Consider the following 24,388-nt stretch of genomic DNA (forward strand, 5'->3'; position numbering starts at 1 on the left):
CCGGGCGGCGCGGAGGAGTTCGGATGGACAAGACAATCGAGAGCGTCGCCGAGGCCGTGGCCGGCATCGGCGACGGGGCTGTGGTGATGATCGGCGGCTTCGGCGGTTCGGGCGCGCCGATCGAGCTGATGCACGCCCTGATCGACCGCCACAGGCGGACCGGCAGTCCGAAGGGGCTCACGGTCGTCAACAACAACGCCGGCAATGGCCATGTCGGCCTCGCAGCACTGATCGAGGCGGGGATGGTGGCCAAGCTCGTCTGCTCCTTTCCCCGTTCGGCCGACCCGCGGGTCTTCACCGAAAAGTATCTCGCGGGCGAGATAGAGCTGGAGCTGGTGCCGCAGGGCACGCTCGCCGAGCGCATCCGCGCGGGTGGGGCGGGCATCCCGGCCTTCTACACGCCGACCTCCTACGGCACGCAGCTCGCGCAGGGCAAGCCGGTGGCGGAGTTCGAGGGGCGCCCCTACGTGCAGGAGCGCTGGCTCAAGGCCGATTTCGCGCTGGTCAAGGCGCATGTCGCCGACCGGCACGGCAACCTCACCTACAACAAGGCGGCGCGCAACTTCAATCCGCTGATGTGCATGGCGGCGCGCGAGACGATCGTCCAGGCGGCGCAGGTCGTGCCGGCCGGCGGGATCGACCCGGAACACGTCGTCACGCCCGGCATCTTCGTGAACCGCGTGGTCGAGGTGCCGGAGCCGCAACAGGAAGAACTGCTCAACCGCGCCGGAGCGACCTACCCATGACCGGAACGACACACGACGACATCAAGCTTTCCAACGCGCAGATCGCCTGGCGCGCGGCGCAGGACATCGCCGACGGCGCCTATGTGAACCTCGGCATCGGCCTGCCGGAGGCGGTTGCCCGCTACCAGCCGCCGGGCCGCGAGGCGATCTTCCACACCGAGAACGGCATCCTGAACTTCGGCGAGGCGCCGCCGGAGGGGCAGGAGGACTGGGACCTGATCAACGCCGGCAAGAAGGCCGTGACGCTGAAGCCCGGCGCGGCCTTCTTCCACCACGCCGACAGCTTCGCCATGGTGCGTGGCGGGCATCTGGACGTCGCCATCCTCGGCGCCTATCAGGTGGCGCAGAACGGCGACCTCGCGAACTGGAGCGTCGGCGCCAGGGGCGTGCCCGCCGTGGGCGGCGCGATGGACCTTGTGCACGGCGCCAAGCGCGTGGCGGTCCTGACCGAACACGTCACGAAGAAGGGCGAGCCCAAGCTCGTGGAGCGCTGCGCCCTGCCGCTGACCGGCGTGGGCTGCGTGACGCGCGTCTATACGAGCCTCGCGGTGATCGACATCGAGAACGGCCGCTTTATGCTGCGCGAGAAGCTGCCGGCCATCGGCCTTGAGGAGCTGCAGTCGCTGACCGGCGCGGAACTTGCCGTCGACGGGACGGTGGCTGATCTGATCGTACCGGAATTTTGAGGAGATCGCGATGAGCGAGGCATTTATCTGTGACTACATCCGCACGCCCATCGGCCGTTTCGGCGGGGCGCTGTCCACTGTGCGCGCCGACGATCTCGGGGCTGTCCCGCTCAGGGCGCTGGTCGAGCGCCACCCGCAGGTGGACTGGGAAGCCGTCGACGACGTCATCTTCGGCTGCGCCAACCAGGCGGGCGAGGACAACCGCAACGTCGCCCGCATGGCGCTGCTGCTGGCGGGGCTGCCGGTCGCCGTGCCCGGCACCACCATCAACCGGCTCTGCGGCTCCGGCATGGATGCGGTGACAGCGGCGGCCCGGGCCATCAAGGCGGGCGAGGCGGAACTGCTGATCGCCGGCGGCGTGGAAAGCATGTCGCGCGCGCCCTTCGTGCTGCCGAAGGCCGAGACCGCTTTTTCCCGCCACGCGGAAATCCACGACACCACCATCGGCTGGCGCTTCGTCAACCCGTTGATGAAAGCGCAGTACGGCGTCGATTCCATGCCCGAGACCGGCGAGAACGTCGCGGAGGACTTTTCGGTGAGCCGCGTGGATCAGGATGCGTTCGCGGTGCGCTCGCAGGCCAAGGCGGCGGCGGCGCAGGAGAACGGCCGCCTGGCGAGGGAAATCGTGCCGGTGACGATCCCGCAGCGCAAGGGCGAGCCGGTCGTGGTGGCGAAGGACGAGCATCCGCGCGCCACGACGCTGGAGGCGTTGGCGAAGCTGTCTACGCCGTTCCGCAAGGGCGGCTCGGTGACGGCGGGCAACGCCTCGGGTGTGAACGACGGGGCAGCAGCGCTGATCATCGCCAGCGCGGAGGCGGCGGCCCGGTATGGCCTTACGCCCGTCGCGCGCGTTCTGGGCGGCGCCACGGCGGGTGTGCCGCCGCGCATCATGGGCATCGGCCCGGCGCCGGCCTCGAAGAAGCTGCTGGCGCGGCTCGGCCTTTCCGTGGCGGATTTCGATGTGATCGAGCTGAACGAGGCGTTCGCCAGCCAGGGGCTCGCGACGCTGCGCGACCTCGGCATCGCCGACGACGACGCGCGGGTGAACCCGAACGGCGGCGCCATCGCACTCGGCCACCCGCTCGGCATGTCCGGCGCGCGCATCACCGGCACGGCGGCGCTGGAGCTGTCGCTCAACGGCGGCCGGCGCTCGCTGTCCACCATGTGCATCGGCGTGGGGCAGGGCATTGCCATCGCTCTGGAGCGGGTGTGACGATTACCGTCCACCGGCCAATGGCGAAGCCGTGCCCATGAACAGGTTACCCCGCCGCGCACCCGCGCGGCGGGAGGGGCGCCGACGAAACGGAAGCTCCCCGGATGCTGCAAACCATCTTGCCGCCCCTTTTGGGGGCGGTTTCGATTCCGTGCTACTTCGATCAAATGGAACAGGTCATCTGTACTCGATGATGTAAGTGCGACAGTTTCCTCGACAGGCTGAATGCCGGGAACCGGGTGGAATAGGGCGCGCAACGGCAGTTGATGCCGGTCAAGGTATGCCGTTCCGGGGCGCTATATCTTGAAGATGCGAACAGGAGAGGGCCATCTCCGCCGATATGGAAGCGGTGATCGCGCTCGCCGCCGACCGGTTCAGGGCCCATCTCGCAGCTCTCGCGCCCGGTGGCGCATAACCCGGATACCGCCATGCCGTTCATCGATCGCATCGACGCCGGCCGGAAACTTGCCCGGGCGCTAGCGCGCTTCAAGGCGCAAAAGCCGGTGGTGCTGGCCCTGCCGCGCGGAGGCGTGCCCGTCGCCGCCGAAATAGCCACCGCGCTCGACGCGCCGCTCGACCTTATTCTCGTGCGCAAGATCGGCACGCCCTTCCAGCCCGAACTCGCCATGGGCGCCGTGGTAGACGGCACGGCGCCCCTGACCGTGCGTAACGAAGACGTCATCCTCGCGAACGGCGTGAGCGAGCGGGAGTTCAACGAGGTGCGCGACCGCGAGCTGGCGGAAATCGTGCGCCGCCGCGAACGCTATCTCGGCCGGCGCATGCGCGCGGAAACAGGGGGACGCACAGCCATCGTCGTCGACGACGGCATCGCGACGGGGGCGACCACGCGCGCTGCGCTGCAGGCCGTGCAGGCGCGCCATCCCGCCATGGTCGTGCTGGCCGTGCCGGTCGCGCCGACGGACGTGCTGGCACAGCTGCGCGCCGAGGCGGACGAGGTTGTCTGCCTGGAAGATCACGAGGATTTCGGCGCAATCGGCTATTTCTACAGAAACTTCGACCAGGTGTCCGACGAGGAGGTCATCAGATTGCTTGCCGAGCACCCCGCCGCGCCGCCCGCGGCCGCCGGCTGAAACGAACCCCGGAACCGCGAACGCGGCGGTCCCGTGCAGGCTTTGCTTAAAACAATTCCGGCAAGAACGGGCGCCGTTTTTGTATCCGAAAGTGTTTAGAAACAAAAACATAGCCCATTTTTGCGTTTCAACGAAACGTATAAATAGTCACTAGATCATGTCAGCATTTCAACGAAACGCTTACATGATCTAAATCTTTGATTTTGAGCGAATTCTGATCGATCAAATGATTCCATTTAATCGGAATGCGCTCTAACAGCCTCTGGACACTGCACGGGCGTGGCCGGTTGCCGATGAGCCACGCTCATCGGGCTTGGGTATCAGGCGGGAAAGTCGCCCTCGGGAACGCCGATCAGTTCCGGGATCTTGTTGGCATCATGGCTGATGTCGAGCTGGTAGAAGGAAACCTGCCCCGCGCCGCGGCCGGAATCCGAGTTGACGCCGAGATAGGCGCCGGCCTTGAAGTAAAGCTCGTCGTCTTGCCACACCTTGTTGATCTTGGTGATGGACTTGTATTCCTTGCCGTCGGCGTAGACGCGCACGTCGAGCACATCGCCGGAGACGTCGATCCGGTAGGAGAAGCGCTCGTTCAGCGACACGTCGGGGGTATCCCCGTTCTCGTCCCGAAGCTGGAACTTCGTTTCCTTGTTCTTGGAACCGGCACGGTCGTTGATGAAATAAATATCCTCGTTGTCCCAGTAGATCCGGACAAGCTCGTCGTCCTCGCCGTGGACCTGACCGACGATCAGCCGGCCGGCATCGCCGTTGGTCTTGATCGGCGCCTGATCGACTTCCAGCGTCGCAGCCATATGGCCACCCTCGTCTGTCGTCCAGCCGGCAACGCGGCCGTTGTCCATTTCACGCAGTTCCGATCGCACATATTTGGAGCCGCTGGTGGTCGCACCCTTGACCGGCGCGTAGAACACCATCGCACCGTCGTCGGCGGTATAGAAGTATTTGGAGTTCTCATAGTTGACGAGGTTCTTGACCTCATAAGCCTTGCCGCTGGCGGAGCCCTTGCTGTTGACGGGCAATGTGATTTTCCAGTCGGTAAGATCGAAGTTGACGCCGGGCGCCACGTCGGGAATCAAGCTCATATATATTCACCCCTTTTCAGGAAGTAACACAGCGTTACATCTTCGCTGTGCAATTCAAATAAAGAATCGCACGTTGTATTTTATCATATAAATATTATATTTGCATGACAAATAATGTATTATTTGTCAATTTGACTTTTCATTTTTTCGTTTGAAAGCAAGAAAGTTTAATTTCCTTACATTTAGGCCAATTCAGGCATATTCTTCCCTGCTATCGACATAGCGCTGCAGTTCGCCGATCGCGCAGATGATGTGATAGAGGGAACTGCCGGGCGCGTCGCCGGTGGCGAAGCTGCCGTCCTCCAGCATCACGTCGTGCCACAACCCGGCCACCGGCGTTTGCAGATAGGACATCAGGGTGCCGGCGGCATCGAGCGCGGATTTCTCCGCGCGCCACCTGTCCGGCCCCTGCGAGCGCCGTGCCACGGCGAGCCAGGCCTTGAGGCGCTCGGTCTGCGGCCAGAGGCGGGCCTTGCCGTCGGAAGCCGAACCGTCCGACCACACCTCGTTGACCGCGACCCGGCGCAACGGGTCGTAGCCGTGCGTCTCGGCAAAGCCGACCATGCCCAGCGGGAACGCGCCGGCGTCGCCGCCGGTCAGCGCTTCCCAGCGCATCAGCAGCCACGCCCATTCGTAGTTGTGTCCGGGCTCGACACGGCACCGCCCGGCGTCCTCGACGGGCGTCCAGTCCGCGCCGAATGTCTCGCGCAGTATTCCACGCTCCCTGTCGACGAAACGCGACAGGAACAGCGCCACGACCGTGTCCGCGAGTTCGCGCCAGCGGGGATCGGGATCGAGCGGAAGCCAGGCGAGCGACGCCTCCAGAAGATGCATGTGCGGGTTGGAGCGCAGCGGGAAGGGCTTGTCGAGGCGGTCGACGAAGCCGCCATCCGCGTGGGCGAAGCGTTCCACGACCGACTGCCGCAGCAGCCGCGCGCGCTCCACGATATCGGGATCGCGCAGCAGGCGCCAGGCATGCGCATGGGCAAAGAGCAGGAAAGCCTGGTCGTAGAGGTCGAAGCCGATATCGGACACGCTGTCGTCGGCGGCGAGCGTATGGAACAGGAAACCGCCGGCGCTGGTGTGGAGCGCGAGGAAGCGGCAGCCATGGCGGACGCCGGCCTCCGCGGCCAACCTGTTCCAGCCCAGTTCGGCCGCCTCGCACATCGCGTAGACCTGGCGCGCGGTGACTCGCACCCGCCGCGGGCCGGGCGCGCTCCGGCCGCGGGCGGACAGCGTCTCGGCATAGCCGCCGCGTGCATGGTCGGCGCCGACGGTCGACCAAAGCGGCAGGATCTGCTCGAACAGAACCTTGCGGTAAAGGCCAAGCGTTTCCTTCAGCTCTGCTGTATCCCGCAGTTCTTCACCGGCAATGAGAGAGCCGTTGGCAACGGACGCCGTGTCGGGTTTCATGTCACTGTAGGTAACATTCATGTGATCTCAACTCCCGCGACAGCCAGTTGCTTGCGTCTATGGCATATCTCTCTATAACAACATACTTACACATTATGTATTCAGTCATTAACATATGTTAAGCAACATTCTTGAAATAATTCGTCACAATATTTTATTAAAAAAAGTTAATTATAATCTTGAATGCACCTGCCTGAACGTGCTTATCTAGAATAAAGCTGCTCACAGAACGTGTAGAGAAGCCGGCCCATTGTTAACTCCGGGTTGGTTTTCAGATGAACTGACTGGCAGCTTTCGAACCCTAAATAACAGAGATTGTTGGGAGAAAACGTTCGACGCTGCTCTGCGGAAGCAGAAGAAGGGCTGCGATAGCATCGTCGCCGATAATCGTCGTCGTGTCGCCGGTTCGAGGGTCAGGAGCATGCGCTGTAACCGGAGGCTTTAAGATGTGCGCATGTATTTCACCGTTTATCAGCCGCCTGCAAGGGTTGATGCAACCCTTTGACATCCGCCGCGATTCCCTTGGTGACCTCCCGGTGAAGAGCATCTACTTCCCGAAGGGCGCAGAGATACAGGCGGTGGGTTCGGTCAGCCGGCAGTTCGCGGTGGTGGGCGACGGCATTGCGATGCGCTACCGCCTGCTGAGCGACGGCGGGCGGCAGATTATTATGTTTCTAATGCCCGGCGACGCCTGCAACACCAATTTCTATAACGTCGCGCCGCTAGACTATGCTGTCGCGGCGGTAACGCCGGTGCGCATCGACCGCATCGAGTATAGCCCCATGCTCGCGCTGGTGAAGGACTATCCCGAGGTCAACCAGGCGCTGTGGCTGATGGCGAGCCGGCAAGAAGCGATCATGCGCGACTGGATCACCAGTCTCGGCCGTTGCGACGCCCGGCGGCGCGTCGCCATCCTGCTGCGGGAACTGGTTCAACGCCTGCGCGAAAGCGGCGAGGAGTCCTTGCCGGTCCCCATTCCGATCACGCAGTCTCTTCTGGCGGATGCGGTGGGCGTGACGCCGATCCATTTCAACCGCGTCATCAATGAGCTGGGCAAGATGCAGATATTGACGACGCGGCGCGGCACGATCTTCGTCAGCGACACGGAAGCACTTTCGGAGATGGCAACATATTAATATAAGCCCCCTTTACGTCAAACAACGTTTGGCATTTTTGCAACATATGAAGGTGTTTCAGCGTTAATTTACGGAAATCAGACTAAATATAAAAGATGATTAACTTACATTAATGATGAAAAAAAATCTATTTTGTAGTTATCGTCCTAGATTTTTATTTCTGGGGGTAGCACATGAAGATCAGCATCTTTGGCGCTGGCTATGTTGGCGCAGTATCCGCTGCCTGTCTTGCGCAGGAAGGACATCACGTTGTTGCGGTCGATCCTGATCCCAACAAGATCAGACCACTGCTGGCGGGTGAATCGCCCATCATCGAGCCGGGCCTGCCGGATCTGATCCGGGCGGCCGTCACGAGCGGCCGCCTGAAGGCGACGTCGGATGCCGGCGCCGCCATCGCGGAAAGCGAACTGTCGCTGATCTGCGTCGGCACGCCCTCGCGGTCCGATGGCAGTCTCAACACGGAATATCTGAAGCGCGTGTCGGAGGAAATCGGCGCCGCGATCCGCACCAAGAATGTGTTCCATTCCATCGTCGTGCGTTCGACCTGCCTGCCAGGCACCACGGACGAGATCGTCGTGCCGGCGTTGGAAGCCGCCTCCGGCCTCAAGGCAGGCGAAGGTTTCGGCATCGCCTACCTGCCGGAATTCCTGCGCGAAAGCACTGCGATCAAGGATTACTACGATCCCGGCGTCATCGTCTTCGGCTACCGCGACGGCACTACGCTGGAGCGTCTGCAGGAGATTCACGAGCATCTGGCGCGGCCGAAGTTCATCGTCGATATCCGCACGGCGGAAGGCATCAAATACGCCAACAACGCCTGGCACGCTGTGAAGATCAGTTTCTCCAACGAGATGGGCAACGTCCTCAGCACGGCCGGCATCGACAGCCATATCGCGCTCGACATCCTGTGCAGCGACGACCGGCTGAATATTTCCCGCGCCTATCTGATGCCCGGCTTCGCCTTCGGCGGCTCCTGCCTGCCCAAGGACTTGCGGGCGCTGATCAGCCTTTCCCGCCGGCAGGGCACGCCGGCACCGTTGCTGGAGGCCACGCTCTCCGCCAACGAGGCGCAGATCAACCGCGCCTACAATATGATCGTGGAGCGCGGCCAGCGCCGCATCGGCATCGTCGGCCTGTCCTTCAAGCCGGACACGGACGACCTGCGCGAAAGCCCGCTGGTGGAGCTTGCCGAACGCCTCTATGGCCGCGGCTACGAACTGAACATCTACGACCCGAACATCCGTCTGGCGCGCCTGACCGGCGCCAATGCCTCCTTCATCAAGGCCCGCCTGCCGCACCTCGCCGGGCTGCTCAAGGAGGACATCGATACGGTCATCAGCGAATCCGACGTCATCGTCGTCGGCAACCGCGCGGAGATGAACGGATCGATCCGCAAGGTCGCGCCGACGACGCCAATCATCGACCTCGTGCGGGTCGAGGGATCGCGCCGGACCCAGGGAAACTACCATGGCATCTGCTGGTGATATCTCGGAACGGCCCTGGGTGCACGTCCTCGCGGTGCTCGCGCTTGCGGCGGTCGCGACGTCGTTGCCGAACGAAGCCTACGCCATCATCGATACGCGGACCGGTCTGGCGATCGGCGCGATCGGGGCGTGGCGCTACGGCTGGGGGCTGCTCCATTTCATCCGCAGCCTCATCTACCGTTTCCGGGTGTATCCGGCGATGAAGCGGCGGGCGGCGGAAGCGGGCGAGGCAGGCTCCGTCCCGTCCTACCTCCTCGTGACCTCCTTCCGCATCCCGACGGAGACGACGATCGAAGTCTATCGCGCGGCGTTTCTCGCCGCGCTCAACGCGCCCGGCCCCTCAGTCGTGGTCGCCTCGATCGTCGACATGGTGGACCAGCGGCTGATCAAGCAGCTCTACCACAGGATGGTGAAGCCGGAGGACCGCGTCGACCTGCTCATCGTGCGCATCGCCGGCACCGGCAAGCGCGACGCGCTCGCCTTCGGCTTCCGTGCCATCGCCCGGCTTTCGCCGCCCGACGACGCCATGGTGGCGGTGATCGACGGCGACAGCATCGTGCCGCCCGATCTCGTCGCGCGCTGCGCGCCCTTCTTCCACGATCAGAAGGTCGGCGCGCTGACCACGGACGAGATGGCGCGCGTCAACGGCTCACGCCTGTTCGTCCACTGGTACGACCTGCGTTTCGCGCAGCGCCATATCCTGATGTCGTCGATGGGGCTGTCGCGGCGCGTGCTGACGCTCACGGGGCGCATGTCGATGTTCCGCGCCTCGATCATCTGCGACCCGCGCTTCGTTGCGCAGGTGGAACTGGACTACATCGATCATCACCGTCTCGGCCGTTTCAAGTTCCTGACCGGCGACGACAAGTCGAGCTGGTTCTACCTGCTGCGCAACGGCTACTATATGCTTTATCTGCCGGACGTCATGGTCGAGACCGTGGAAGATCCGCCCTCCGACAGCTTCATCGACTCCGCGTCGCAGTTGATGGTGCGCTGGTACGGCAACATGCTGCGCACGAACGGCCGGGCGCTGGCGCTCGGCCCGCGCCGGATCGGCCTCTTCACCTGGTGGGCGATCCTAGACCAGCGCATGTCGATGTGGACGTGCCTGATCGGCGTGACGATCGCGCTGCTGGCGACCTTGTTCATATCGCCGTTCGCCATCGTGGTTTACGCGATATGGATACTGTCCTCCCGCTATGTCCTGACGTTGCTTCTGCTTTCGGCGCGGCGGCGCGTGTCGATATTTTTCCCGATCTTGTTGTATTTCAACCAGATATACGGCTCGCTGATGAAGGTTTATGTCTTCTTCCGCCTCGACAAGCAGAAATGGACGCGCCAGAAAACAACACTCGCCAAGGGGAAGATAACCCGTCTCGCGCGATTCCGGCTGATGGAGTCGAAGCTCTATCATGCGGTCAGCGTTCTTCTGCTTGTCGTGGTCTGTTCCTTGTTGATGGGCATCACATCTTTTTCAGTTCTGTGAAATTTACAATGCCATTATGCTTATGGAGACAGAAACATGGGTTCTGTATTGTTTGAAGCGGAGTTGAATCGGCAGCATCCGCGCTACCGGCTGCCCATGTTCGCCGTCATCCAGGGGCGCACCTATGATGTGCCGGAATGGTCGATGGCGGGTTTCGACATCGCCGGCGATTTCCCCCTCGCTCCCGGTGACGTTGTGGATGCATCGCTGGCGCTGCCGTTCCATGGCTACCAGTTCGGCCTCAGCGTCCACGCGGTCGTCGTCAACGCTTCCCCGGAGAAGCAGCGTGCGAGCCTTGCCTTCACCGGCCTCGACGAGCGTCAGGCGAGCCTGCTGCGCTACATCACCGACGCGGTGCTGGCGGGCGAGGTCGTCGCGGTCGGCGATGTGCTCGACGTCGCGCGCCGCAACGAAACCGTCCGTGCACGCGATGTGCCGCCGCCACCCACGCCCGGGCCGCTGGGGCGCCTGACGAACATCGGGCGACGTGTCGTCACCACCGGCGCGGTGGCGGCGCTCGGCATAGCGCTCGCGGCCTTCCTGTGGACGAACGTCTACGACAGGCTCTTCGTGGTGCGTGCCGAGAGCGCCGCCGTGGCGGCGAAGATCATCAATCTCGCGTCGCCCGCCGTCGGCCGCATCGACTATCTCAATCCCCGCCGCCGGCTACAGCTCGGCGAGCCGCTGATGACGATCGCGCCGCCGGAAGGCGACCCGATCACGGTGCAGTCACCCTGCGACTGCATACAGGTGGAGCAGAAGCTTGCGGGCGGCGATTTCGTCCGCGCTGGCGATACGGTCGTCACGCTGATGCGCGCCGACGCGCCGATCGTCGTCACGGCGACCGTTCCGGACGACAGGCTGATGAGCCTTTACGGCCTGCGCAGCGCGGCGGTCGAGTTCGCCGACGGCAGCCGTGTCGACAACGCCGGCATCCTCTGGTTGCCGGGCAAGGGCGACGGCCAGACGGAGCTGCCGCGCAGCCCTTCCACCGTGGTCATCGACACCGGGCGCGAGCTGACGGCCGACATGCTGGGCCAGCCCGTGACCGTACGTTTCGACCTTTTCAGCGACAGCACGATCGGCCGCGTCGTCGCGTCATTCAGGGAGCAGAGCACGTCGGTTGCCGCGACGCTGCCGGACAGGAGTCGGTGAGATGCATGGTGTGAACAAGAACATCCCCATCAGGCCCGTCATCCTGTGCGGCGGTTCGGGCACCCGCCTCTGGCCGCTGTCGCGGCGCTTCGAGCCGAAGCAGTTCCAGAAGCTGGTCGGCGACAGGTCGCTCTTCCAGGAGACGCTGGAGCGCTTCTCGGGCGCTTCCTTCGGCCGCCCTGTGATCCTGACGAACCGCGATCATGAGGAGCGCGTGCAGGTGGATCTGGAGGGCCTGGACTTCGGCGCCGGCTCTCCGCGCATCGTCGTGGAACCGGCCATCCGCTCCACCGCGCCGGCCATCGCAGCGGCGGCGCTCGTCATGCTGGAGGAGGATGCCGATCCGGTCATTCTGGTCGCGCCGAGCGACCACAGCGTCGGCAAGCCCGGCCTGCTCGTCTCCGCCGTCGAGGCGGGGCTGGCGTTCGCGCTCGACGGCGGCATCGTACTTTTCGGCATCACGCCCACGGCGCCGGAAACCGGCTTCGGCTACATCCGCTCCGGCAGCACCCGGATCGGCGCCGTGCATCCCGTCGAGGCCTTCGTCGAGAAGCCGGACATCGAGCACGCCCGCGCACTGGTGGAGGACGGGCGCCATAACTGGAACAGCGGCATGTTCATGTTCCGCGCCAGCACCATCGTGGCCGAAATGGAAATCCACGCGCCTGCCGTGCTCGCCGCCGTGCGGGAAGCGCTGCTCACCGCCGGACGGGAAAACGGCGCCGTGCGCCTCGGCGAGGCTTTCGCGCGGGCGGAGTCGGTTTCCATCGACAACGCCGTGATGGAGAAGTCGTCCCGGCTCGGCGTCATCCCCGTCGCGCCCGCCTGGGACGATCTCGGCTCCTTCGAGGCGCTGTGGCGCACGAGCGTGCAGGACAGGGACGAGAACGTCGTCATGGGCGAGGTCATGCTCGCCGGCGTGCGCCGCTCGTATGTCCGTGCCGGGCGCCGCATGGTCGCCGTGGTCGGCCTCTCCAACGTCGTGGTCGTCGAGACCGAGGATGCCGTGCTGGTCGCCTCCCGCGCGCTGTCGCAGGACGTCAAGCTCATCGCCCAGCGGCTGACAACGGAGGGCCACGCCGCCGCCGACCGCCATGCCCTCGACGTGCGCGCCTGCGGCAGCTCCCGCGTCGTCGACACCGGGGACTACGGCAGCGTGGCGCGGATTTCGGTCGGTGCGGGCCGCGTGCTCGACATCGCCGGCGACGGCGAGGCGGAAGGGCGGCACATCCTGGTGCTGGAGGGCAACGTCGCCATCCGCTCCGGAACCGGAAAGGCGGTACTTTCCGCCGGCCAGAGCTTCGCGTGGCCGAATGCCGAGCCGCTGACCTTCGCCAATCTCGACGATGCCGAGGCCAGTCTGCTCGTCTGCAGCTTCCTGCCCCGCACCTCGCGAGAGATGCACTATCCTGCCCGGAGGAACGTATCTTGACCCGCCGGCGCCGGCTGAACCGCAGTCTCGTCGGAGCGGCGCTCGTGGCGGGCGCCGTCCTCTCCGCGCCTGCGACGGCGTCGCTGGATGGCGAGGCCGACAGGGCGGCGGCGATCGTGCGCGACAGCGTGCTGGCGCTCGACGGGGAGACGAATACCCGCCGGCGCGCGGCGCTGCTGCGGCCGGCGATAGAAGCGTTCGACGTGTTGACCGCGCTCGCGGACAAGGCGAACTCGGCCGGCGCGGCACGGGCGGCGGCGGCACTCGCCGCGCAGGCGGTGACCGCCGACATCCTGCGCCTCGCTTTCGTCGAGGCGCTGATCGATGCGGTCTCGAAGACAGACGAGACCCTCGATGCGGAGATCGAGACGAAGGCCGTGCTGCTCGCGATCGGAGATCCGGCGTACCGCGCCGCAGGCTGGACCGCCCTCGCACGCCGCATGCGCGCGCTCGGGCAGAACGGCGAGGCGGAGCGGCTCGCCGCGCGCGCCATCGAGGACGCCCGCCGCATCGACAGGCCGCAGACCCGCGATGGAGCCCTCGGCGGCGCCGTCTTCGTCTTTGACGCAGCGAATCCGCCGGCGGCGCTGCTCACGGCGGCGACCGACGCGATATCCGCCGCGCGCGCGCGGGCCGACATTTTCCGGCGGATCGCCCGCGCCCGGCTGCAGCCTGCCGGGGCGGCGCCCGACGACGGCGAACTGGCGGCGGCATCGGCGAAGCACCTCGCGGAAAAGCGCCCGGCCGAGGCGTTGTTCGCCGCGCAGGCCATGAGCCAGAACGAGCCGCGCAGGCAGGAGGCGCTGAAGCGCATCTTCGACGGCGCGCTCGCCGAGGGCGACGAGGCAACGGCGCTGCGGGCGGCGAAATCCATGGACGGCGACAAGGCGCAGGACGACGCTGTCGCGCGCGTCGTGAGCCTCATGCTCGACAGGGATGCGCCGCTGCGCGCCGCCGACATCGCCGCGCTGACAGTGCGCCCGGGAGCGCGCGCCAGCACGGCCGCCGCCATCGCGCGGAAGCTGAACGAGCTGGGATACCGGGACGCCGGCCTCGGCGTGCTCGCGGCAACGCGCGTTCCCGCGCAGGAAACGAAGGCGGCGGCGGCGCTGGCCGTCGCGTTCGCCGACTTCTCGCGCTTCGACGAGGCGAGGGCGCTCTCGGAGACCATCGACAACGCGGACGACCGCTCCTACGCCTTCTCACGCCTGGCGCGGCGCCTCGCGGAGGCCGGCGACATCGGTGAGGCCCGCGGGATGCTGGACCTGGCGACGCGCCCGCAGGACGCCTCCTTCGCCCGCGCCGGCATCGCCCGTGCCCTCGCGAAGACGGGCGATATAGGCGGTGCCACGGCGCTCCTCGATCCCGTTTTCACTGACGAAGACCGCGTGCGCGTCAGCGAGGCCATCGGCCGCGCCCTTGCGAATGCCGGCCGGTTCGGCGAGGCGGGGGAGGTCGCGGCAGCTATCCCGGACGCGGCCGCACGCGCCCGCACCTTCGCGGTGCTCGCCTCGCGGCTCGGCGAGGCAAACCGGGACGGCGCGATCCGCGCCCTCGAACTGGCGCTTGACAGCCTCGGCGACAGCCCGGCCCCGCAGGAGCACGCCGATATCGCCGTGGCCTTCGCCGCCGTCGGCGAGCAAGCGCGCGCCGACGCAATATTGCAGGGCGTCACGGACGGTCAGGCCCGCAGCGAGGCGCATGCCCGCATCGCCCGCAGGCTGCTCGGAAAGGGGGCGCTGGATGCAGCACGCGCGCAGGCCGCGCTCGCGCCGCTCCCTGCCGTTCGTGACGCGGTCCTCGCCGAGACGGCCGTCGCCGCCCACGAGAAGGACGGCGATCTCGAACGCTTCGTTGCCGAGGTGCGTACCCTTGCCTATCGCCCGCGCGTGGGGGCGATGCGCCGGGTGGCGGAACGGCGCGCCGGCGCGCTCGACCGCTTCGGCTGGCTGGACAAGACGCCGGGCGAGCCGCTCAAGGCCGCCTCCCGCGCCTACCGGCCGCGCGACATCCGCTTCGTGTCCGGCGGGCATGTGGTGCGGGCGCCGGCGCCTGTCACGGCGATCGCCCATGACATCCGCATGCCCGACATCGCCGCGCTGAACGCTGCGAGCCAGCGCGCGGCCGTGCCCTATCCGGGCGGCGGCAGCGCCCGCGCCGCCAGCATACGCTTCAGCCCGCTCGACCCCGACGCCCTCGGGGGCATCGGCGGGCAGCAGGCCGACGCGCCGGCGAATACCGCCTGGCCCTTTTATCTCGCGGTCGAATCCGGCACGCTCACGCTGGGGCAGATCGCACGCGATCTGCCGGAAGCGGGTGCCCGCGACATGCTGCGCATCACCGGCGACCGCGTGCTGGTCCGCGCGCCGGTGGTCGTGCTGCCCGGCGCAACGCTGGTCATGTCGGGCGCGGAATTCGCCCGGTACCGCCTCAGCGCCGACGCGGGCGCCTTCATCGCGGTCGCGGGCCGGCTCATCGTGCAGGATGCGGAGATCGCCAGCCACGACGAGGCGACCGGTGAGCCCATTGCCGCGACGGGCGACAACCGCGCCCGTTTCCGCCCCTACATCACGGCATGGGGCGGCGGCGACATCCGCATCGCCGGCAGCCGCCTCGCGATGCTGGGCTACGATCAGGGCAGGACGGCCGGGCTGTCGTTCGCGGGCGGCCCGGCCGCATCCACCGGCCGGATCGTCGACAACAGTTTCGAGAACCTGCGCTACGGTCTCTACAGCCGCGAGGCCGGGGGCGTGGACGTCGTCGGCAACGAGTTCCGCGACAGCGCCGCCTACGGCGTCAACCCCCACGACGGTTCTCGCGGCATGCTGCTGGCCTTCAACACCGCCCACGGCACGCAGGAAAAGCACGGTATTTTCGTGTCCCGCGATGTGCGCGACACGCTCGTCGTCGGCAACGTCGCCCTCGCCAACGCAGGGTCCGGAATCGTGCTCGAACGCGCCAGCAGGGACAACGTCATCGTGGCGAATTCGGCGCTGCGCAACGCGGGCGACGGCCTCGCCATCTACGAGAGCGGCTGCAACCTCGCGGTGGCGAACGACATCTCCGGCAACCGCCGGGCCGGCGTGCGGGTGCGCAACAGCAGCTTCGTCGGCCTCTACGACAACCGCATCGCCGACAACAAGGACAGTGGCGCGCGCATCTATGCCGCGGCCCCGCGCTCCGTGCCGGACGGCGACAGCGAGGCGGGCGACGTCCAGCCGGTGTCGACGGCGGCGCTCACGGGCAATGCCTTCATCGCCAACCGCAGCGCCATCGATGTCACCGACGTTTCCGAACTGATCCTCGACGGCAACCGGTTCGAGGGCCAGCGTGGACGCATCTTCACGGGCGACCTGTTGCCGCTCACGCCCTTCCTGCTCCAGATCGGCGACAGGTCGGACATGCTCGTCAGCCGCGTCTGCCAGCCGCCGCGCCCCTCCGCCACCTGCCGCTTCGGCGCATGGCCGCAGGCGGAGGAGCCGGTGCCAGCCTGCACGGATGCGAGCACCGCGAAAGGATCGCGCGATGGCTAGGATCCTGCTTCTGATTGCCGGCCTGCTCCTGTTTCCCGGCGCGGGCGCCGCCCAACAGGCGCGCTGGAACGGCCTGTTCGACGTGGCGGCAAGGTCGGCCGAGCTGAAGACGCCGAAATTCGCGGAGTTCCGCCGGTTCTGCCTCGCCATTCCGGTCGATACCGGCTGGCCCGCGCTGCAGCCGGTCGCCGGGCTTTCCGCGACGGAGGGCTATGGCAGCGACCGGTCGGCGGAAGATTTTTCGTGGGCGGTGATGGTGCTGTCCGGCCGTTCGCTCGCCGGCGACGCCCGCGCCACGGCCATGCTGCGGGATTTGATGCGCAAATGGGCAGCCAGCGGCGCCTTCAACGACACGCAGACCGTCCACGACGCCTACTATTCGTTGAAGCGCCAGCTCCTGCCGCTGACCGTCGCCTATGCGATCCTGCTGCCCTCGCTCGATGCGGCGGACGCGGATCTGCTGCGCGGATGGCTCGATCCGCTGGTGAGGCGCGTCGACAGGCTGTTCGACGGCGAGGTCGACCGCAACAACCACCGCATCCTCGCCGACAGCGTGCTGGCGGCATGGGGCGCGATCATCGACGACCGGCAACTCCTGGACAAGGGCATCGCGCGCTACGCGGCCACCCTCGACGACGCCCGCGCCGACGGCACGCTGCCGCTTGAGGCGCGCAGGGGTGCGCGGGCGCTGTGGTATCAGCGCCAGACTCTCTCCAGCCTCACGGTCATCGCCGAAGCCGCGCGCGGGCGGGGCCTGAACCTCTATGAAAGCGCCTCCGCCGAAGGGCGCGGCTTCGCGGCGCTCGCGGGGGGGCTGCTGAACGGCCTGTCCGCGCCGCTGACGGTGGTCGCCTACAGCGCCGAAAACTACATCCCCGGGCCGGAGAACGACTATCTCAAGCCGGATCTCGGCTTTCTCACGAGGCGCGGCCATGGTCGCCACTACATGGCCTGGCTGGAGGCCGTCGTGAACCGCGCGGACGTAAATCCTGCGGATATGGACGGGGCCGACGAGGACCTGTCCACCGCGCGGCTGCGCGGCCTGTTCGAGCGCCGCATCGCCCGCGAGCGGCCGCTCGTCGACGAGTTCATCGGCGGCAACGCCACCTGCTTCTGGGGGCGACCATGATCCGCGCCTGCCTTTTCATCCTGAGCCTGATACTCGCCCTGCCGCACGGCGTGGCCATCGCCGGCGATGCGGCGCTTGCGGAGCGTTATGCCGCCGAGCGGCAGACCGTGGAACGCCTGTCGGCGAGCAATGCGGCCGCCGACAGGCGCCAGCTGGGCGCGATGCTGCTCGCGGGGCTGATGACCGGACCGGACAACCCGCTGCGCCGCCCGGACCGCGAGGCCGCGAAGGCGGCCTACGGCGCCGCCTTCGCGCGCGGCGACCGCACCGCCGAAACGGCGGTCGCGCTGGCGCGGCTGCGGCTGGCCGCGTCGGGGCCGGGCTTCCGCGAGCTTGAGGGATTGCTGCGCAGGCTCATGTTTCAGGGCAACGGCGAGGCCGCCCACGTGCTGGCGCTCGCCGCCGGTCAGGGTGCGGGGCACGATCCGGACGAAGCGCGCCAGCTGCTGGAATCGGCGGCGGTGATGGGCAGCGTCGGGGCGCTGACCGACCTTGCGGAAAGCGGCGAGAAGGCGGCGCTGCCGCCCCTGCGGGCGCGGGCGGAAGCCGGCTCGCCGCGCGCCATGCTGGCACTCGCCAACATCCATCGCGAGGGCAGGCTCGTCCCGGCCGATCCGATTGCGGCGCTGGACTGGCTGCAACGCGCGGCGGAGGCCGGCAGCTTGCCGGCCATGGTTCGCTACGCCGGGCATCTGCAGCGCGGCGAGAACGTCGCTGCCGATCCGGCGCGGGCACTGGACATGCTGCGGAAGGCGGCGGACGCCGGCAGCGTCGATGCCGCGCTCGCCCTCGGCCGCACGGCGCAGACGGACGAGAAACGCCTGTGGCTGGCGCGCGCCGCGGAGGCGGGCAACAGCCGCGCGGGGCTCGAACTGCACACGCTCGACCTCGCCGCCGCGCTCGCCTTCCGGGGCGATACGGCGGAACGTCAGGCACGCATAGGGCGGGCGCTGGAGCCGATCGCCGCCGATCCCGAGGCGCTGACGAAACTCGCCGGCCGCGCGCTGGACAGGGAAGCCGCGCCGCAGGTCGCGCCCGTGCTGCTGCCCCTGCTGCGCGACGCGGCGCTGACCGGCAACGTCAGCGCCGGGCTGGCCCTCGATGCGTGGCTGCGCGCCGCGCGACAGGTGCTGCCGGCGGATGTCGCCAGTGCGCTCGCGGACGCCTTGCGCCGGGCGGAAGCCACGGACCCGCGCGCCGGCCTCGCGCTGGCCGCGCTGTCGCTCGACGGCCGCCTGGGCGAAGCGGTGGGGACGGGGGAGGCGGTCGAGCGGCTGTTCGCTGCCGCCGACAACGGCATCGGCGAGGCGATGCTGCGCATCGCGCGCATGTATGCCCATGGCAACCTCCCGGGTCGCAGCCCGCTGTTCGCCAGACGCTGGTACGAGACGGCCGCTGCCGCCGGCGTCGACGCGGCGTCATGGGAACTGGCCGCCTTGCGCATGCGCGACAGCGATCCCGCCGGGCGCGCGGCGGCCGAACGCTTCTACCTGAAAAAGCTCGATGAGGGCGACATGCGCGCCGCGCTGGCGCTCGTCGCCCGGGCGCTGAAATCGGGCCCGGCCGAGCCGCGCCTGCTGGCGCCGGCGCGGGAGACCGCGAAGCGGCCGGCGGATTTCGTCGCGCTCGCCAGAACGCTGGCCGCGACAGGCCGCGACGGCGACCTTGCCGAAGCCCGGCGGGTGCTCGCGCAGGCGCTCGCCGCAGGGCCCGATCCCGAGGCGCAGGCACTCTACGGTCTGGTGCTGACGCGCGGCGACACGGCGGGACCCGAGCGCCGGGAAGGGCTGGCGCTGCTGGAGCGGGAGGCGGCCGCTGGCTCCCGGCCCGCCCGGCTGGCGCTCGCTTCCGCGTTGCTGTCCTCCGGCGCGTTCGCCGCGCGCCACGCCGAAGCGGTCGGCCTGCTCGACGCCATCCTCGCAGACGAACCGCACGACGTTCCGGCACGGCTGCTGCTGGCGCGCGCCTATTTCAACGGCCGGGGCGTCACGCGGGACACGGCGCGGGGCGCGGAGATCGTCGCCGCCGTCCGCGCGGAGGGCGCATACGACCGGCCCGGCGCAACGCTGCTGGAGGCGGAGTGGCTCGCCGCCGCGCCGACGCAGGCCGATGCCGGGGCCGATCCCGCCGCGATGCTGGAGGCGCAGGCAGATCGCGGCTCCGTGCAGGCACGCACCGCGCTTGGCCTCGGCTACCTCGCGGGCCTCGGCGGCCCGCTCGATACGGATCGGGCCGCGGTCCATCTGTCCGAGGCGGCGGCGAACGGCGACCGGGACGCCATGGCGGCATTCGGCCATCTGCTCGTCAACGGCCACGGCATCCGGACGTCGCGGGCAGAGGGCCAGAAGTGGCTGACGCGCGCGGCCGACGCAGGCAACCTGTCGGCGGTCGACGACCTGTCGCGTGCCGCCGGCAGCGGGACGGACAAGGCCGCCGGCGCGCGGGTGGCGGCATGGCTGCGCCGCGCCGCCGAACGTGGCCACGCCGATGCCGCCTTCCAGATCGGCACGGCCTATCTGAAGGGCGCCGGCGTCGGGCAGAACGACACGGAGGCGGCGCGGTGGCTCGAACAGGCCGCCGGCGCGGGCAACCAGCGTGCCGCGCGCATGCTGAAGACGCTCGCGCCCGCCGCTGACGAACAGCAGCAGGCGTCGAAAGCGGCGGCCGCATCGGGAGGATCGAGATGAACGCCACAGCGCCTTTCTCCGGAGGCGGGATACGCCTTCTCGTGCTGGCGGCGGCCGGCGCGGCCCTGTTCGCCGGAGTGCCGGCGCCACGCGCCCAGCAGGCCGAGCCGCGGGAGACGACGACCAGCGCGCAGGCCTTTCTGCGCACGCCGCCGAAACGCGACTACGCCAAGGTCTGCCGCAAGATTCCGCGCCCGCAGCCGCCAGCCGTGGACTGGACGAAGTGGGACGGCCGGGACACCACGGTCCCGCCGGAGCGCATGCTGGCGGACGCCGGCCGCTACGCGGCGGGCGGCGCCGACGTGGCGCGCGACAGGGCGCTCGCGCGGCGCATGCTCGACCATCTCGCGGCCCGCTCGACGGTGGCGACGCCGGAGGCCAAGCGGCAACTGGCGCTCTCGCTCACCGATCCGGCGGCCGGCCCCGTAGACCTGAAGCGCGCGGAGACGCTGCTGCAGGAAGCATCGGCCGCGCTGCGGACAGGCGCGGCGCTCACGCTCGGCAGGCTCTACCGCACCGGCGCGCTGCCGGCGCCCGATCCCGATGCGGCGGCGCGCTATCTCGGCATCGCCGCGAGCCAGGGCGACCCCGCCGCCGCGCTCCAGCTCGCCGCGCTGTACGCAACGCCCGGAGCCGCGCAGCCCTTCGACAACGCCGCCCGGCATTTCCTCACGCTCGCCGTCATCGGCGTGCAAACGGCGCTGGCTGGCGGCGACTGCTCGGTGCTCACCGACGTCGGCGACTTCCTCCTCGGCGTGGAGGGCGACGCGGGCGCGGCGGCGGCGGCGAGGTGGTACGAGGTCGGTGCCGGCGTTGGCGACGCCGATGCGGCGGCAAGGCTCGCCAGCCTCCACGAGACGGGACGCGGCTTGCCGAAGGATACGGCGAAGGCGCTCGAACTCTGGGAACTCGCGGCCCGGCAGGGCTCCGTGCGCGCCATGACGGCCGCCGCGCGCCTCCATCTCGCGGCGGGGCGGGACACCCCGTCGGCGCAGCAACTTCTCTCCCGCGCCGTGCTCGCTCAGGAACCGGACGCGCTGCTGCTGGCGGTGCGCTACCATCGCGGTGACTTCACCGGCAAGGCCGATCCCGTGGCGCTGGCCGCCAGTCTCGACAAGGCGGCCGCTGCGCCTTCGCCGGCCGTGGAAGCGCTCTCGGCGCAGGCCTTCGCCTACCGCACCGGACGGGGCGTGACGGCCGATGAGGCCCGCGCCGGGGCGATCTACGAACGCCTCGGGGCGATGGGCTCCCCGGAGGCGGACGTCGCCTATGCGGATTATCTGCTCGACCAGGGCCTCGACCTGCGGGAAGCCGCCGCGCGCCTCACCCGCGCGGCCGGGGCCGGACAACCGGCGGCGCTTTACACGCTCTCCGAAATCGGGCGCTGCGTGCCCGGCGCGGCATCGCCGGAGGAGGCAGCCTCCCTGCTGGCACGCGCCGCGAATGCGGGCAACGCCGCCGCCCTGCGCCGCCTTGCCCGCTCCGCCGCCGACGCCGGAGACGGCGCGGCGGCGCGCGGCTGGCTCGGCAAGGCCGCCGCGCTCGGCGACCGCCGCGCCATGGTCGAACTGGCAGTGCTGATCGGCGGTGGTGTCGCGCAGGAGGAGGCCGTGCGGTTTGCCGCACGCGCCGCCGCCCCCGGCGACGGCGTGGTCCCCGGCCGGCTGGCGCTGGCCGATGCCTATTTCGCCGCGCGGCTGCCGTCGAAGCCCGGCGACGGCGACAGACTGCTGGCGACGGTGGCAGAAAGCGGCAACGGCGACGTCGACCTGCGGCTGGCGAAACGCCTGCTCGCGCACACGCCTGTCGACGACGCCGCGCGTGCGCAGGCGATCGGCCGCCTCGCCGCCGCAGCAGGCGCAGGCAACGGCGAGGCCATGCTGGCGCTCTACCGTCTGGGCGAGGGCGTCGCGGACAAGACAGGCGTGCCGGCCGGAGAATGGCTGCTGCGCGCCGCCGAACGCGGCGAGGCGGATGCGCTCGCGGCCCTGCCCGACGACGAGGCGGCGGTGCGGCGCGTGCTCGCCGGTGTGGGACAGCGCATCGTCTGCGATCCCCGCGCGCTGGCGCTCGCCGCAGGCCTCTACGCGCGGTTCCCGGATGGCGGCGCGGCACGTGCCGAAGCACTGCTGCGGCAGGCCGAGCGGATCGCCGCCGAACGGCCCAGGCAACTCTTCGGCCTCGGCGAACTCTACGCCTCGGGCGCCGCCACCGGCGCTCCCGACACGGCCCGTGCCATCGGCCTGTTCGAGCGCGCGGCTGCGGCCGGGCACCCGAAGGCGGCGACGCTGCTCGGCGATCTCCATGCGAACCAACATGGCGCGGAAGCGGCGAAATGGTACCGCCTCGGCGCGCTGGCCGGCCAGCCGGCCGCGGTGCGTGGTCTCGTGGTGCTCGCGGGGCGGGATGCGTCCGATGCATCGGAAACGGCGCTTGCCGCGCTCCGTGAGGCAGCGGGCAACGGCGTTCCCTCCGCGCTCAACGCCTATGGCACGCTGCTTCTCACACTGCAGCCGGAGCGGGGGCAAGAAGGGGTCGCCCTGCTGACGCAGGCGGCGGAAACGGGCGATGTCACGGCCATGAAATCCCTCGCCCGGCTTTACGCGGCCGGGCTCAACGGCGGCCGGGTCTCGGCGGACGAGGCTACTCGCTGGACGCGCCGGGCGGCGGAGGCGGGCGATCCGGAAGCGATGTACCAGTATGGACTGGCGCTCGATCTCGGCTTCGGCGTCAAGGCAGACCGGCAGTCCGCGATGCGATGGCAGAAGAGGGCGCACGACAATGGCTATATCCGATAAGGTCCGCGCCGCCTTCTTCGCGGCGGCGCTGCTCGCCGTCGCCGCACCTCCCGCCGCTGCCGCGCCGCGTTTCGACAGTCTTGTGAGCGCCGCCCTCGACGGCGACCGCGAGGCGCTCCGGGCCGCCGCCAAGCTGATCGCCGCGCGCGGGCCGCAGCCATTCAAGGGCGCGGCCCAGTTGCGGCCGCTGTTGCGCCGCGAGGCGCTGAACGGCTCCAGCGCCTCGGCGACCGCCTATGCCATTCTGTTGCAGCACGGCATCGGCGGCGAGGCGAACCCCGGCGAGGCGCCGCAATGGTATGCGCGCGGGGCGCAAGCGGGTAACGTCAAGTCCGTGAAAGGCGCGGCCGTCGCCTACGCGCTGGGCTGGGGGGTGCGGCGCGACACGGACAGGGCGCTGCGCCTGCTCGCCGGCCTCCCGCGCGAGGAGCGGGCCAGGGAGATGCTGAAGATCGCCCGCGCGCTCCTGTCCCCCGGCCGGGAAGAACCGGAAGCGGCGAGGCAATGGCTCGGCCGTGTCGCCGCGCTCGGCACACCCGCCACGGTTGCCGCCGCCGGCCTGCATGCCGGCCTCGCCGCCCCCGGCGACCCAGAAGAGGGCGAGACGCTGCGCCGCTGGCTGCAGCCCCTCATCGCGCGCGGCGACACGGACGCCAGCATCGTCCTCGCCCGGCATCTTCTCGCGCAGCCGGACACGCACGACCGCCTCGAAGCCATCGACCTGCTCCTCAAGGCGGCCGGGACGGGCGACCGGCGCGGTATCGAGGCGCTGTCGAAGCTTTCGGGCGGCGGGCAGAACGAGGTGGCGGGGGACGGCGCGATCCTGCAATTCCTGGAGGAAAAGGCGCTCGCGGGCTCTAACCCGGCGCGCGTCAGCCTGGGCGAAATCTATGCCTTCAGGGCGGGGGCAGAGGAGGGCGCACAGCAGAAGGCGCAGCGCTTCCTCACGCTCGCGGCGCGGGACGGCGACGCCGTCGCTCAATACAGGCTGGGCATGCTGCTGCTGACGGGCGCGCGGACGGAGGGCGACACCGAACTCGCCCGCGCCTATCTGTCGCTCGCCGCCGCACAGGGAAACGCGCCCGCGGCATTGGCCGCCGCCCGGTTCGGCGGCATGTCGCGGGCTGAGGCCGACACCGTCATCGGGCGCGCTGCCGTGACCGATGCGGAGACCGAAGGGCGTAAATAAAGTGCCCCCGACTGGCTGTTCCTAAACATAGATTATTATGCGCACGCGATCATTTGCCTAGAATTCGCCGTTAAAAAACGTGCGCGGCAATTTCTGTCACCGGCAAATACGCG

General features: G+C 68.6%; 16 protein-coding genes. 14 read left to right on the forward strand and 2 right to left on the reverse strand.

The window, feature by feature from the left end; genetic code table 11:
• The first annotated feature begins 23 nt into the window (after nucleotides 1-23).
• The 4 genes from ACFFJ7_RS12030 (at nucleotide 24) to ACFFJ7_RS12045 (ending at nucleotide 3,736) form a co-directional block, all read left to right on the forward strand.
• Complete coding sequence (locus tag ACFFJ7_RS12030) at nucleotides 24-746, forward strand: 3-oxoacid CoA-transferase subunit A (protein WP_377592584.1); 723 nt, start codon at nucleotides 24-26, stop codon at nucleotides 744-746.
• On the forward strand, nucleotides 743-1,432 hold the full coding sequence (locus ACFFJ7_RS12035; protein ID WP_166950922.1) for a 3-oxoacid CoA-transferase subunit B: 690 nt from the start codon (nucleotides 743-745) through the stop codon (nucleotides 1,430-1,432). Before ACFFJ7_RS12030 ends, ACFFJ7_RS12035 begins: the two co-directional genes overlap by 4 nt.
• Nucleotides 1,433-1,442: 10 nt before the next feature.
• Entirely contained in the window at nucleotides 1,443-2,645 is a 1,203-nt protein-coding gene (gene pcaF, locus ACFFJ7_RS12040) for a 3-oxoadipyl-CoA thiolase (RefSeq protein ID WP_377592586.1), read from the forward strand.
• A 428-nt stretch (nucleotides 2,646-3,073) separates the two neighbouring features.
• Nucleotides 3,074-3,736: a phosphoribosyltransferase gene (locus ACFFJ7_RS12045; RefSeq protein ID WP_377592588.1), complete on the forward strand. Its 663-nt coding sequence runs from the start codon at nucleotides 3,074-3,076 to the stop codon at nucleotides 3,734-3,736.
• Between the two features lie 320 nt (nucleotides 3,737-4,056).
• On the opposite strand, the gene ACFFJ7_RS12050 is transcribed toward ACFFJ7_RS12045, so the two are convergent.
• Nucleotides 4,057-4,833: a polysaccharide lyase family 7 protein gene (locus ACFFJ7_RS12050; RefSeq protein WP_166950913.1), complete on the reverse strand. Its 777-nt coding sequence runs from the start codon at nucleotides 4,831-4,833 to the stop codon at nucleotides 4,057-4,059.
• A 192-nt stretch (nucleotides 4,834-5,025) separates the two neighbouring features.
• Nucleotides 5,026-6,267, reverse strand: a complete 1,242-nt coding sequence (locus ACFFJ7_RS12055; RefSeq protein ID WP_377592590.1) for an AGE family epimerase/isomerase — start codon at nucleotides 6,265-6,267, stop codon at nucleotides 5,026-5,028.
• Nucleotides 6,268-6,737: 470 nt separating this feature from the next.
• Here ACFFJ7_RS12055 and ACFFJ7_RS12060 point away from each other — a divergent pair, with 470 nt between their 5' ends.
• From ACFFJ7_RS12060 to ACFFJ7_RS12105, 10 genes are all read left to right on the forward strand, one after another.
• Complete coding sequence (locus ACFFJ7_RS12060) at nucleotides 6,738-7,382, forward strand: Crp/Fnr family transcriptional regulator (RefSeq protein WP_166950906.1); 645 nt, start codon at nucleotides 6,738-6,740, stop codon at nucleotides 7,380-7,382.
• 173 nt (nucleotides 7,383-7,555) lie between these two features.
• Nucleotides 7,556-8,866 (forward strand): nucleotide sugar dehydrogenase, encoded by a 1,311-nt coding sequence (locus ACFFJ7_RS12065; RefSeq protein WP_377592593.1) that lies wholly within the window; start codon nucleotides 7,556-7,558, stop codon nucleotides 8,864-8,866.
• On the forward strand, nucleotides 8,850-10,352 hold the full coding sequence (locus ACFFJ7_RS12070) for a glycosyltransferase (RefSeq protein WP_166950899.1): 1,503 nt from the start codon (nucleotides 8,850-8,852) through the stop codon (nucleotides 10,350-10,352). The genes ACFFJ7_RS12065 and ACFFJ7_RS12070 overlap by 17 nt, the downstream gene beginning before the upstream one ends.
• 36 nt (nucleotides 10,353-10,388) lie before the next feature.
• Nucleotides 10,389-11,507 carry a PilZ domain-containing protein gene (locus ACFFJ7_RS12075; protein ID WP_166950896.1) on the forward strand — a complete coding sequence of 373 codons (1,119 nt, stop codon included), beginning with the start codon at nucleotides 10,389-10,391 and terminating at the stop codon, nucleotides 11,505-11,507.
• A gap of 1 nt (nucleotide 11,508) precedes the next feature.
• Complete coding sequence (locus ACFFJ7_RS12080; RefSeq protein ID WP_377592597.1) at nucleotides 11,509-12,939, forward strand: mannose-1-phosphate guanylyltransferase/mannose-6-phosphate isomerase; 1,431 nt, start codon at nucleotides 11,509-11,511, stop codon at nucleotides 12,937-12,939.
• Nucleotides 12,936-16,472, forward strand: a complete 3,537-nt coding sequence (locus ACFFJ7_RS12085) for a right-handed parallel beta-helix repeat-containing protein (protein ID WP_377592599.1) — start codon at nucleotides 12,936-12,938, stop codon at nucleotides 16,470-16,472. The genes ACFFJ7_RS12080 and ACFFJ7_RS12085 overlap by 4 nt, the downstream gene beginning before the upstream one ends.
• Complete coding sequence (locus ACFFJ7_RS12090) at nucleotides 16,465-17,601, forward strand: alginate lyase family protein (RefSeq protein ID WP_377592601.1); 1,137 nt, start codon at nucleotides 16,465-16,467, stop codon at nucleotides 17,599-17,601. The genes ACFFJ7_RS12085 and ACFFJ7_RS12090 overlap by 8 nt, the downstream gene beginning before the upstream one ends.
• The gene (locus tag ACFFJ7_RS12095) at nucleotides 17,598-20,288 is read left to right on the forward strand and encodes a hypothetical protein (protein ID WP_377592603.1); all 2,691 of its coding nucleotides are present in this window, start codon (nucleotides 17,598-17,600) and stop codon (nucleotides 20,286-20,288) included. Before ACFFJ7_RS12090 ends, ACFFJ7_RS12095 begins: the two co-directional genes overlap by 4 nt.
• Entirely contained in the window at nucleotides 20,285-23,086 is a 2,802-nt protein-coding gene (locus tag ACFFJ7_RS12100) for a tetratricopeptide repeat protein (RefSeq protein ID WP_377592605.1), read from the forward strand. The genes ACFFJ7_RS12095 and ACFFJ7_RS12100 overlap by 4 nt, the downstream gene beginning before the upstream one ends.
• On the forward strand, nucleotides 23,070-24,275 hold the full coding sequence (locus tag ACFFJ7_RS12105) for an SEL1-like repeat protein (protein WP_377592607.1): 1,206 nt from the start codon (nucleotides 23,070-23,072) through the stop codon (nucleotides 24,273-24,275). Before ACFFJ7_RS12100 ends, ACFFJ7_RS12105 begins: the two co-directional genes overlap by 17 nt.
• The last annotated feature ends 113 nt before the right edge of the window (nucleotides 24,276-24,388 follow it).

This window comes from Pseudochelatococcus lubricantis, assembly GCF_042432495.1.
GTDB lineage: Bacteria > Pseudomonadota > Alphaproteobacteria > Rhizobiales > Beijerinckiaceae > Pseudochelatococcus > Pseudochelatococcus lubricantis.

Coding starts and splice junctions, on each gene's coding strand:
- pcaF (WP_377592586.1), top strand. CDS start 1,443: ATGAGCGAGGCATTTATCTGTGACTACATCCGCACGCCCATCGGCCGT.
- ACFFJ7_RS12050 (WP_166950913.1), bottom strand. CDS start 4,833: ATGAGCTTGATTCCCGACGTGGCGCCCGGCGTCAACTTCGATCTTACC.
- ACFFJ7_RS12035 (WP_166950922.1), top strand. CDS start 743: ATGACCGGAACGACACACGACGACATCAAGCTTTCCAACGCGCAGATC.
- ACFFJ7_RS12090 (WP_377592601.1), top strand. CDS start 16,465: ATGGCTAGGATCCTGCTTCTGATTGCCGGCCTGCTCCTGTTTCCCGGC.
- ACFFJ7_RS12095 (WP_377592603.1), top strand. CDS start 17,598: ATGATCCGCGCCTGCCTTTTCATCCTGAGCCTGATACTCGCCCTGCCG.
- ACFFJ7_RS12060 (WP_166950906.1), top strand. CDS start 6,738: ATGCAACCCTTTGACATCCGCCGCGATTCCCTTGGTGACCTCCCGGTG.
- ACFFJ7_RS12030 (WP_377592584.1), top strand. CDS start 24: ATGGACAAGACAATCGAGAGCGTCGCCGAGGCCGTGGCCGGCATCGGC.
- ACFFJ7_RS12055 (WP_377592590.1), bottom strand. CDS start 6,267: ATGAATGTTACCTACAGTGACATGAAACCCGACACGGCGTCCGTTGCC.
- ACFFJ7_RS12070 (WP_166950899.1), top strand. CDS start 8,850: ATGGCATCTGCTGGTGATATCTCGGAACGGCCCTGGGTGCACGTCCTC.
- ACFFJ7_RS12075 (WP_166950896.1), top strand. CDS start 10,389: ATGGGTTCTGTATTGTTTGAAGCGGAGTTGAATCGGCAGCATCCGCGC.
- ACFFJ7_RS12065 (WP_377592593.1), top strand. CDS start 7,556: ATGAAGATCAGCATCTTTGGCGCTGGCTATGTTGGCGCAGTATCCGCT.
- ACFFJ7_RS12105 (WP_377592607.1), top strand. CDS start 23,070: ATGGCTATATCCGATAAGGTCCGCGCCGCCTTCTTCGCGGCGGCGCTG.
- ACFFJ7_RS12045 (WP_377592588.1), top strand. CDS start 3,074: ATGCCGTTCATCGATCGCATCGACGCCGGCCGGAAACTTGCCCGGGCG.
- ACFFJ7_RS12080 (WP_377592597.1), top strand. CDS start 11,509: ATGCATGGTGTGAACAAGAACATCCCCATCAGGCCCGTCATCCTGTGC.
- ACFFJ7_RS12100 (WP_377592605.1), top strand. CDS start 20,285: ATGAACGCCACAGCGCCTTTCTCCGGAGGCGGGATACGCCTTCTCGTG.